The following is an 11,665-nucleotide window of genomic DNA, read 5'->3' on the forward strand; positions in this document are numbered from 1 at the left end:
GCCGAGGGGTGTCAGTCGTTGTCGGTGATGGTGCCGGTGCCTTCGCGGTCGGCGACTGCTGCTTGGACCTCGGCGTACAGCACGACCACGAACGTCTCGTCGCCTTCGGTTCGGCTGTCGTCGACCGCTGCTACGGTGACGGTCTTGGCGGTCTCGCCGGGTCTGAAGGTCAGCATCCCGTAGGCCTGCGCGAAGTCCGCGAACGTCGCAGACAACCCAGCCCCGTGCCCGGGCCGCGCATAGTAATGCACCCACACATAACGGCCGCTGGCAGGGCTGAGCGTCACCGTGAACGCCAGCGTGCCGCCCTCGCCCGCCGACGCATCACTGATCGACAACGACGGCGTCGCGTTCGGCGGCGGGTCGTCGTCATCTGCCACCGCCACCGACGCAGTGCCCGCCGACTGGGACACCGTGTAGCCGCTGCGGGCGTCGACCGTGACGGTCACCGACCCGTCGGCCTCGTCGGTGCTGTCGTTTGTTGTCGCCACCGTGAGGGCGGCGCTGCCCGAGGCGGGGACCGTGACCGACTGCGAACCAGTCGCAGCGCCGAAGTCGCCCGACTGGGACACGGTCACGGTCACTGTCAGCGGCGAAGACGGTGCGGGGTCCGCGGTGATCGTGAACGTCGCGTCGCCGCCCTCAGTGACATCAGCGCCGCCTGTGATGCTCACCTCAGGGTCCACCGCAGGCGGCGGGGCCGGGTCGTCGTCGGCCACCGCCACCGAGGCCGTGCCCGCGGTCGCGGACACGGTGTAGCCGCTGCCGCCGTCGACCGTGACAGTGACCGACCCGTCGGCCTCGTCAGTGCCGTCATTGGCGGTGGCCACCGTGAGCGTGACTGCCCCCGATGTCGGGACGGTCACCTGACGCGACCCGGTCGCAGCGCCGAAGTCGCCCGACTGGGCCACCGTGACGCTTACTGCCAGCGGCGACGACGGCGCCGGATCAGCCGTGACCGTGAACACAGCGTCGCCGCCCTCAGTGACGTTGCCGCCGCCTGCCGCGATGCCGACTTCGGGAGTGACGGGCGGGGGCGGGCCGTCGCACTGCCCGAGCGCTTCGAGCGTGCGGGTGACACGGTCCCAGCGGCTGAACATGAACTCGCTCTCATTGACGCGGGACTGCTCCACGGTCATCGCCGTCTCGCCGGTGTCGGCCCCCAAAGCGGCCAGCACCCGGTTCCACCGCAGCACATGCGCCGCCCCCGAATGACCATCACGCCAAACCGTCACCTCAAACACCGACACCGCATCCCACGGCAAGCTCGGCACACACACCGACGGCAGCGGAGCAGGACCGTCGTCATCGGCCACCGCCACCGACGCCGAACCCGCAGTCGCCGAGACCGTGTAGCCGACCCCGGTGCCGACCGTCGCAGTCACCGAACCGTCAGGCTCGTCGGTGCTGTCGCCGACGGTGGCGACGGTGAGCGTGGCCGTGCCCGACGTCGGGACGGTGACAGTGCGCGATCCCGGCGTCACGCCGAAATCACCCGACTGGGCCACCGCCACTTCCACAGTCAGCGGCGAAGACGGCGCCGGAACCGCAGACACCGTGAAAGTCGCATCACCGCCCTCGGTGACCCCGCCGCGTGCCGCGATGCTCACCACAGGCGGCGGGGTGTAGCAGCTCATGGCCGCGTTGATGGGCACCCAGCCGGGCCATGTCTTGCCGTCGCTGAACGCCCTCACCGCCTCAGGAGTGGTCGACGCAGGAACAGTGCCGCCCGGCGGCGCGGGCATCGGCTCCGCGCCGAGATACGCCAGGATCTGCCAGAACAGAACCTCGTTGCCGCCGTTGTTGTCGGTGTGCCACACGAACGCAGCACGAGCCCGCGCTACGGCATCGGCAGTGTCACACAGCGCATCATCGTCATCAGCCACCGCCACCGACGCCGAACCCGCAGCAGCCGAGACGGTGTAGCCGCCGACGGCGCGAAGCGTCGCGGTGACCGACCCGTCAGCCTCGTCTGCGCTGTCGTCCGTCGTGGCCATAATGAGTGCGGCTGTCCCGGTCGTGGGGATCGTGACGGTGTGCGATCCCGGCAGCACGCCGAAATCGCCCGCCGCCGTGACCGACAGGGTCACGTCCAACGCCTCCGACGGCGCGGGATCAGCGGTGATGGTGAACGTCACGTCGTCGCCTTCAGTGATGTCGGCGCCGGCGGCTATCGATACCTGCGGCCACGGCCCGAAGGTGGGCGAGGGGGTGAGGTTCGGGGTCGGGTCCGAGGACTTGTGGCCGAAGAATCGCAGCGACCACGACTCCAGCGTGTTGGCGCCGCCGTTGGGCCGCCGGTCGGCCAGTCGCAGCGTCCAGGTGCCGGCGGGGTCCTCGCCCAGATGGGCCGCTGTGCCGAACCGGAAGCTGCCCGAGATGCCGCACTCCGACGCCTGCTTGCAGTCATACTTGGCCAAGGCCGGGTTGGTGATGTCGCCGACCGGGACACTCAGCGTCGACACGGTGCCCGACGGGGACTCCAGCTCCACCTCGAGATCGCGGAACCACGGCGCGTCCAGCACGAGATGGGCTTCGACGTACTCCACGAAATCGATCTCAGGATCAACAGCGAGATCGGCAGCGACCGTGCTGCCGTCGTCAGGGACGGCCGGCGCCGGTGACAGCATCGGCGCCGATATGTGCTCGCTGCGGTACTCGGGCAGGTACCGCCAGTTCTGCGCAAGCTGCACCGCGGCGCCCGCGTCGACGACACCGAACCCGTAGCTGTGGTGATAGCGGTAGTTCTGCTGGGCCGCACCGTACACCGCAGCGCCCTGCTGCCAGCCCGCGTCGCCGGGGTCGTTGTGCTGCGCGGATGCGGCCAATATCAGCTTCACGTCGCGCCATGACAGGCTGGCGTCGATGCTGCGCACCAGCGCAGCCACGCCCGACACCAAAGCCGTCGCCGGACTCGACGGAGTGCCCGTGCTCAGGTAGTAGCGGTCACCCAAGATCGCATACACCATGCCGCCGACCGGCGCGCACACCCACAGATTCGGACCCTCGATGCTCGTGTTGGACCGAGCGTCCCGCCGGCCGTTCCGGTCGGTGGCGCACGCCGCGACCACCGCGGGATGGCTGCGCTCCTCGGCCAGCGTCGACCAGAACACCAGCCCCGGCACAGGAAACGTCTTGCCGCCCGACACCACATTCAGCGTGCCCCGACCGTCGAAGCCGAACTCGGCCATCGTGTCGTAGACCTCATAGTCAGAAAGGCGACCAAGACCATCGTCGTCAGGCACATCCCTGAACGGGCGGGTGCGGTTGGCAGCGCCGTAGCTACGGTTCACCACAGCAGCTTCCAGCAGCGAGTCCCACACCGGCGCCCACCTGCGCCCCGACTCGATGGCCTCAGGCGCAGACGCGCCGTCCAGGCCGGCGATCTGCAGCGTGAACGAGCCCGAACGGCGCTCACGCTCGTACGTCGTCGCCTCGATCGTGTACACCCCCGCAGGCAACGTACGGCTGAACCGCGCGTTGCGTCCTTCGCCGCTGTCGTCGTCTCGGGCTGTCCACCCCCCTGACAGACCGCTGTACTTGCGAAGATACAGATACGAGTCGACGCTCGACCGCAGGTCAATCGTCACCCTCGACGGAGCGTCCAACGAGAAGGTGTAGTACTGCGCAGGCGCCGACTTTCGAACCCATGACTCGCAACTCGGCACCCACGTACCAGCCACCGAACCGTCCGCGTCGATCACCTCGACACACGTGTCCCAAGTGTTCGCGTCGTCTACAGCGAGATAGCTGTGAATCTCGACTGAGTTGATGCTCCTCCAGGTCAGCGCAGCCCGCGGAGCGACGCCCCGAAAGCCGACAGCGTTGTCACGCGCCGCGATGATGCTCGCCATGGAGGTGCCGTGACTCGTGTCGGAGCCCACCACCGCGGCCTCGGTCAGCCCCGGCGAGTCGGCCGGATCCATGTTGTCGCGCAGATCCTCATGGCGATAATCGACCGGATAATCCACCACCAGCACCGTCACACCCTCGCCCAGCGTCGCCCCCCACGCCGAATCGACGTCGATGTCGAACACCCCAGCAGTGCTGTTGCTCAGATACCACTGACAGCCCGACAAACGATCTCGCCACTTGGCAGGCCTGCCCGTGCATCGGGAGACGGCGTCGGCATGGTGGCGGTCGAGCTGCCCCTCGTCCTGCTGGGTCAGCTCATACGGGTGTGATACCGGCCCAACGTCGGGGGGGGGGGGATCGCCCAACAGCACAGCCGCAGCCGCGCAGCACACCAACAACACTGCTCCGCCGATCCATCTTGCGCCACTCACCGCCGCCATTCCACCACACCCGGCTCCGGCACCCAAGCAGCCGCCGATGGCACCAAGGCATGAGTGGCATGAGTCTTGTGCATCCGGCAGTGATGGCGTTCATCGGACATGGTCGGAAAGCGGAATGCCCATTGCTCCAGCAGCGGCGTTCATTCGCCGGTCGTAGCTGGCAAGCGAGATCATCTGGCCGTGGTCCGCCAGATAGGCGCACGATGCCAGATGCAGCGCATCAAGTGTTCTCAGAGGGCCGGCGCCGGGAAAGGGTTCCACTGCCTTGGCCAGCACATCCGGGGTCAGCTCGAGCATCGCAATTCTCCCGAGCAGCAAGCGCGCTGCCTCGCCGTGCGACTTCGAGAGTCCGCGGGCGTGCAGCGGCGTCCACAGCTCGTACTCGAGCAGCCGGCTCGACACCAAGGTGTCGTCCCACAGCGCCTCTGGCGGACGTCGGTCCTCGGCTAGAAGGTGCGCGAGCGCGACCGATGTGTCGAGATATATCAACGGTCGCTGCGGCTCTCATGCAGGTCGGCCAGCACCTCCTCAAGCCGGGCGACCGGCCGCGGCGCCGGCGGCGACCCCGAGCCTGTCAGCACAGGCGGCGTCAAGGCGCCGGAGCGGACGGCCTCGGCCAGGAACGCGTCGGCGAGCATGGGGCTGCGGCTCTCACGAAGCGGGCCGAGTTCGGCTACCACGCGGTCGCGGTCGGTAACCAGGATCGTCTCGCCGGAAGCTGCTAGCCGGACGTACTCGCTCAGACTGCTGTTCAGGGCCTTGATGCCCACCGACCTCATGCACCTAAGGTAGCCACTAGTAGCCACCTCGTCAACGAAGCCTTCCCGTGCTGATGGTGCATCTGTCAGTCGTTGTCGGTGATGGTGCCGATGCCTTCGGCGTCGGCGACTGCTGCTTGGACTGCGGCGTACAGCACGACCTTGAACGTCTCGTCGCCTTCAGGGCTGCTGTCGTCGACCGCTGTCACGGTGACGGTCTTGGCTGTCTCGCCGGGTCTGAAGGTCAGCATCCCGTAGGCCTGCGCGAAGTCCGCGAAGGTCGCAGACAGCCCAGCCCCGTACCTGGGCCGCGCGTAGTAGTGCACCCACACATACCGGTCGCTGGCGGGGCTGAGCGTCACCGTGAACGTCAGCGTGCCGCCCTCGCCCGCCGACGCGTCGCTGATCGACAACGACGGCGTCGCGTTCACCACCGGAGGCGGCGGGGGCGGCGGGTCGTCATCATCGGCCACCGCCACCGAGGCTGCACCCGCGGTCGCGGACACCGTGTAGCCGCTGCCGCCGTCGACCGTGACGGTCACCGACCCGTCGGCCTCGTCGGTGCTGTCGTTTGTTGTCGCCACCGTGAGGGTGGCGCTGCCCGAGGCGGGGACCGTGACCGACCGAGAACCAGTCGTGACGCCGAAGTCGCCCGACTGGGACACGGTCACGGTCACTGTCAGCGGCGAAGACGGTGCGGGGTCCGCGGTGATCGTGAATGCCGCGTCGCCGCCCTCAGCGATGTTGCCGCCGGCCGTGACGCTCACCGCAGGGTCCACCGCAGGCGGCGCAGGCGGGTCGTCGTCATCGGCCACCCCGACCGACGCTGTGCCCGCGGCGGACGACACGGTGTAGCCGCTGCCGCCGTCGGCCGTGACGGTGACCGACCCGTCGGGCTCGTCGGTGCTGTCGTTTGTTGTCGCCACCGTGAGGGTGGCGCTGCCCGAAGTGGGGACCGTGACCGACTGCGAACCGGTCGCGACGCCGAAGTCGCCCGACTGTGCCACTGCGACATTCACTGTCAGCGGCACTGTCGGCGCGGGGTCCGCGGTGACCGTGAACACAGCGTCGCCGCCCTCAGCGACCCCGCCGCCGGCCGTGACGCTCACCACAGGATCCACCGCAGGCCCGGGCAGCGGAGTGTGACACTGCATCGCCGCGTTGATCGGCACCCAGCCAGGCCACGGCTTGCCGACGCTGAACGCCCTCACCGTCTCAGGAGTGGTCGACACAGGAACAGTGCCGCCCGGCGGCGCAGGCATCGGATCCGCGCCCAGATAGGCCAGGATCTGCCAGAACAGAACCTCGTTGCCGCCGTTGTTGCCGGTGTGCCACACGAACGCAGCACGCGCCCGACTGACAGCCGTCGCAGTGTCACACGGCGCATCATCGTCATCAGCCACCGCGACGGTCGCCGAACCCGCAGTCGCTGACACCATGTAGCCCTGACCGCTGCCGACCGTGGCGGTGACTGACCCGTCAGCCTCATCAGCGCTGTCGTTGGCCGTCGCCACCGTCAGCGTGGCAGACCCGGTCGTGGGAACCGTCACCGTGTACGAACCCGGCAACACACCGACATCGCCCGACTGCGACACCGTCACTTCCACATCCAACCCCGCCGACGGCGCCGGAACCGCAGACACCGTAAAAGTCGCGTCACTGCCCTCGTCGACATCAGCACCCGCCGCGATGCTGATCTCGGGCACATCGTCATCTTGGACAGCAACCGTCGCTGCGCCCGTTGTCGCGGAGACGGTGTAGTCGCTGCCTGCGCTGACCGTCGCGGTGACTGACCCGTCCACATCATCGGCGCTGTCGTTGGCCGTCGCCACCGTCAGCGTGGCACTGCCCGACGTGGGGATCGTGACCGTCCGCGAACCCGGCGAGACACCGAAATCGCCCGTCGCGGTGACCGCCACGGTCACATCCAACGCCGCCACTGGCACCGGATCGGCAGTCACCGTGAACACCGCATCACTGCCCTCGTCGATGTCGGCACCCGCGACAATGCTGATCTCCGGCTTGGGCTGCACCGCCGTCTGTGTCGGAATGCCGTCCAGCTTCAGCGTGAACGATCCAGCCGTCGATGCGCGAAAGGTCGTTGCCTCGATCGTGTAGTCCCCCGCCCCCAGCGACCTGCGGATACGCGAGTTGTACCCGTCACCGCCGTCGTCGTTGAGCGCCAGCGCAGCACCCGACTTCTGACCCAAGCCGCGGCGCAGATACAGGTACGTGTCAGCAGACGACATCAGATCGATGGTCACTTCGCTCGAACCGCCCAACGAGAACACATAGAACCACGCATATCGGCCGCTGCGATCCTCCGAACCGCACTCGGACACCCACGTCCCGCTGACGTTCCCATCACCCGACAGCACCGACGTACACAGGTCGTCACCTAGGTCATCATCCCTTACGAGGGTGGATGCCGAACTGGCGCTGTCGATGTCGTAGGCATCGTCGGCAACAAGACTGACGGTGACGAGACTGTGGGGTTCATCTTCTTGATCTGCCTCGGTCGGCACAGAGAATGTCACCCTTGCCTGGCCAGACGGGATGGTCACAGAGGTCGGACCGCCGTTGGCCAACATCTCGCCAGTCTCGCTCCATCGCAGATTGACGCTGAGAGGCAGTGGCAAAATTCCGCCGCGACGAGTGACGGCGACCTTCACGCTTGCTCCCTCGGTCACGCCGCTGTTGAGGATGTCAACGGCCACGGTTGGAGCAGCCACATACAGCGGCTCGGCGAAAATCCAAGGGCGGGCTTGCTTGATGGCCAGCCGGTCGTCTGATGTGATCTTGAATTCGACTTCAATCGCGAAGTCTTCGCCCTCCTCCACCCCATACAATGTCTCGAATCGATCATGGACAGTCTTGAGATTGCTGCGCAGCTGTCGCATGTGAGCGTCGCTCATGAGAGGCTGATCAGATGCCGACAAACTGGAGTATTGCAGCACCGCAGCGGTTCCAGCGGAATCCAATAACAGCTGTTCGGGCTGGGAGTACGCTTCAGGGTTCGTGACGAGATCCTCGCCCACCTGCGAATTGACGTAATAGACATCGTCTTGGAACGTGATTGGATCATGGCTGACCGCGACACCGTTGACGACTTCGTCGGAGTAGTTGGGGTGCACAAGCACCCCCATGGCAGCCGTGGTGTGGTCGACACGGTGAAAATCGCGTTCGAGAAAGGCGCGAAAGTTCCACAAGCTCGCCCACACACTCTTGATCGACTTGTCGATACCGTCTGCGGCTGTCTCGTCGGGGTCTTGAGTCTTCGAGCTATAGAGACCGGCACCGCTGAACGATGGGAGATCTTCGTTGTTGGTACTCGAACGGTATCTCAATGACTGGCCATCAGGGTATTCGGCATGCATTGCGGTGAGTGCATCTATGATGAACTGAGGCGTAGCGGCATCCTTGATGGCATCTCGCAAGTCATCCAGCATCTCCTCCTGAATGTCATAGTCAGACTGGAAGTACGGGTGCGCCAGCATGAGTGTCACGGCCTCGGCCAGCTTCGTCCCAGCTGCCAGCGTGATCTTCTCCTCTTCTGGGGCCTTCTTCTTTCCGAGAATGGTCTTCTTCCCGACCGCTGCCTGCTTCATGAATTCGTCATAGAAGTAAAACGGAACGGCAAAACCCGTCGGGGTTGTGCCATCAGGCAGAGACAGCTTGTTCAGCTCTGCGACGTTGGCTGCCTTGACCCCGAAAGCAGTCCAGTCGGCAAAGCTCACGTCTGCCAAGGCTGTGATCGACGTGACACTCAGATCGCGTTGAAGAGTTTGCGTACCTTGAGGACGCAAACTATCGAAATGCGTGTCTACTTCGGCTTTTGTTACTTCCCGGATAGTGTAACCGCCCGCAGCGACCTCATAGTACACATGCGCACCGATCAAGTCGACAACGGACTCATCGTCGAGCACATCGCGAATGAACGCGTTCGGGATCCCATTCTGAATGGCACGCAGGTTCACATGTGACAGCGGCGTCTGCGGGACTGTTGTAATCGTCCCGGCGACACGAGGCAAGTCGTTGGGCAACGTCCGGTAGATGGCTACATCGCGCGGACCGGGGCGTTCGCCCTCCTCCATCAATCGCAACCGTCCGTATCCCTGTGCCCCGTTGAGCGGGACATAGTCTACGTCAGGATGCAATTGATGATCAAGCAGAACGCTGACCCTGGTCGCATCAATACGGGCACGATTCGTCTTATAGAGGTTGACCTCGATCGGAGTCGAGGCATAGAGACTCAGATTGTTGTCGACGAATGGCATCGCCGACGCAAGTATCTCGTGGTAACGCTCGAGAATCCAGAAACTGGACATGTGAGCTATCCATTGACGGAGACGATAGCGATACACACCGAGCGTTCCGTCAGGTGCAACTACATTTGGTTCCCAGATCAACTCTCCCATCACGGTATTTCCGTATCCCTCATTCTGAACGCCAACCGCTCTAGCGAAACTTCCATGAGCTTGATGTTTGTGCGTGTTCTGGAAATATACGGCCGGTTGATTGGTATCGAGGTCTGTAATCCAAAATTTCACGATGCTGCGGCCGTATAGATCGGGCAGCGTCAGTCCCAGCAGATCATCGCTCCAGTCGCCCCGATATGACAGTTCCAAAAAAGTCTCATGAGAGTCAATGGCAACACGGCCATCTTCTGCGTCAATCACTTTGCCAGCATTGAGCGGATGATATGCACCCGAATCCGCTAACTCCGTGAGGTCATCTATGCAGTCGCCGTCGATATCTGCAGGACGCGAAACCGAGTACTTCTCGACGCGGTACTGGTCGGCACTCAATGGCCGGAGAGAATCATTGAGAGTGGTGGTGCCAGCAACTCCCTGCGTAACGGAGATGGGGACGCTGACGATCCCACTGTTGCCACGCGCTATCAGACGGTAGAGCACAAAATAGTCGTCAGCGGTGGAAGCCACCTGAATGGGCACATCGGTCACGGCGACTGATGTCGGAATGGGCGCGACGTAACCGATTTCGCACGGTCCCGGAGACTGGCTGCCGGTCGCCGAAGTGGGGGGGGGAGGGGGTATCAGCACCAAGCTGGATGCCAACACCAGGACCGGCAGCAGCCATGCAAAGCAGCGACGGGAGGCAATCGGCATGAGCATGGTTTCGGCCCCGTCCAGCGATAGCGAGCAGCGCAGGGTAGCGGCGACTGGCCGCTCCACAGCGCTGGCATTCGACGGCGTCTGATCGAACGCCCGGTGTCCGCGCACTAGTGTTCGGAGCAGGAGCCCAAGGGGTAGAACGGCGACATGGCGGCAGATGGGACACAGCCGGTACCTGACTGGACACAAGCGGAGGCTGAGTTCTGGGCTCCCCAACGCAACGCCGTCGACGCGTCCTTCGCCATGCAGCCGGCGGTGTACGCCGACGAGGACTACTTCGCTGCTGAGCAGGAGCGACTGTTCGGCCGAGCGTGGGTTGCGGTGGCCCTGGCTGAACAGGTTGCGCAGCCGGGCCGGCTGCTCGTGCGCTCCGTGGGCGGACGTTCGGTGCTGCTGACCCGATCCGACGCCGGGCTGGGTGGCTTTCTGAATTCCTGCCGCCACCGCGGCACCGAGCTGGCCGAACGCGATTGCGACATCGCGAACACGATTCGCTGCCCGTACCACCGGTGGCATTACAGCGCTGACGGGCGGCTCGTAGCGGCACCCCTGTTCGACGAAGTGCCCCGAGACGACTTCGACATGGCCGACTATGGGCTGATTCGGGTGCGCACCGAAACCTGGGGCCCGCTCGTATTCGTCTGCCTCAACGATGACACGCCGCCGCTCATGGAGTGGCTTGGCGATCTGCCCGAACGGCTCGCCGCCTACGGATTCTCCGAGTGGCGCTCGACCGGGCTCGACGGGTCGGCACGCACGTTTGACGTGGCGGCCAACTGGAAGCTCATCGTGGAGAACTTCGCGGAGTACTACCACCTTCCCTGGGTGCACCCGGAGCTGGCCAAGGTGTCCCGAGTGCCCGACCACTACCGCTACCAGGGTCCGGGGATGTACTGCGGCCAGACCACCACACCCATCTCAGGTGACGAGCGTGACGACTGGTTGACGTTGCCCGCCGCTGCGGGCCTTGACGCCTCGGATGCCGCCAGCGGCAGGTTCGTGGCGCTGTTCCCCAACGTGACGCTTGCAGTGCTGCCGAGCCACATGTTCCTGATGGTGCTGCAGCCGCTCGCCGCAGGCCGCACGCTCGAGCACTGCACGTTCCTGTTCCCGCCTGGCCCGATGACCGCAAGCGAGCCTTCGGCCGAGCTGCGGGAGTCGTTCAAGATCACACGACGCTTCTGGATCGAGGTGAACGACGAGGACATCGACATCTGCGAGCGGGCCCAGCGCGGCATCTCGCTGGGCGGCGCACCTCCCGGACCGCTGGCCCCCCGCTTCGAGGAACCGCTCAACCGCTTCCACAAGATGATCGCCGACCTGATGACGCTCCCTTCCGCCGCCGACCTGACGGTGCCGGCGGGCGACCGTCCCGGAGGCATTGACCTCTACGGCAGCGAGCCGAATCCCCTGCCGCCGGCCGTCGAACTTGACCCTGTGACGCGCTAGATGCAGGCTGCAGCGGCCTGCGAGACTG

At 65.2% G+C, this 11,665-nt stretch carries 5 protein-coding genes; 1 reads left to right on the top strand and 4 read right to left on the bottom strand.

What is annotated here, in order from left to right:
* Positions 1-11: 11 nt before the first annotated feature.
* The 4 genes from ACOQPE_RS01870 to ACOQPE_RS01885 all read right to left on the bottom strand — a co-directional run bounded on the left by ACOQPE_RS01870 (position 12) and on the right by ACOQPE_RS01885 (position 10,017).
* Complete coding sequence (locus tag ACOQPE_RS01870; RefSeq protein ID WP_420610233.1) at positions 12-4,037, bottom strand: S8 family serine peptidase; 4,026 nt, start codon at positions 4,035-4,037, stop codon at positions 12-14.
* A gap of 348 nt (positions 4,038-4,385) precedes the next feature.
* On the bottom strand, positions 4,386-4,784 hold the full coding sequence (locus ACOQPE_RS01875) for a PIN domain-containing protein (RefSeq protein ID WP_420610234.1): 399 nt from the start codon (positions 4,782-4,784) through the stop codon (positions 4,386-4,388).
* Entirely contained in the window at positions 4,781-5,074 is a 294-nt protein-coding gene (locus tag ACOQPE_RS01880) for a type II toxin-antitoxin system Phd/YefM family antitoxin (RefSeq protein WP_420610235.1), read from the bottom strand. Before ACOQPE_RS01880 ends, ACOQPE_RS01875 begins: the two co-directional genes overlap by 4 nt.
* A gap of 65 nt (positions 5,075-5,139) precedes the next feature.
* On the bottom strand, positions 5,140-10,017 hold the full coding sequence (locus tag ACOQPE_RS01885; RefSeq protein ID WP_420610236.1) for a PEP/pyruvate-binding domain-containing protein: 4,878 nt from the start codon (positions 10,015-10,017) through the stop codon (positions 5,140-5,142).
* A 318-nt stretch (positions 10,018-10,335) separates the two neighbouring features.
* Here ACOQPE_RS01885 and ACOQPE_RS01890 point away from each other — a divergent pair, with 318 nt between their 5' ends.
* A complete protein-coding gene (locus ACOQPE_RS01890) occupies positions 10,336-11,637 on the top strand; it encodes an aromatic ring-hydroxylating oxygenase subunit alpha (protein WP_420610237.1) in 1,302 nt (433 codons plus the stop codon).
* Positions 11,638-11,665 lie beyond the last annotated feature (28 nt).

It is taken from the genome of Candidatus Poriferisodalis sp., assembly GCF_965219595.1.
In the GTDB taxonomy this organism is placed as follows: domain Bacteria; phylum Actinomycetota; class Acidimicrobiia; order Acidimicrobiales; family Poriferisodalaceae; genus Poriferisodalis.

Coding starts and splice junctions, on each gene's coding strand:
- ACOQPE_RS01890 (WP_420610237.1), top strand. CDS start 10,336: ATGGCGGCAGATGGGACACAGCCGGTACCTGACTGGACACAAGCGGAG.
- ACOQPE_RS01880 (WP_420610235.1), bottom strand. CDS start 5,074: ATGAGGTCGGTGGGCATCAAGGCCCTGAACAGCAGTCTGAGCGAGTAC.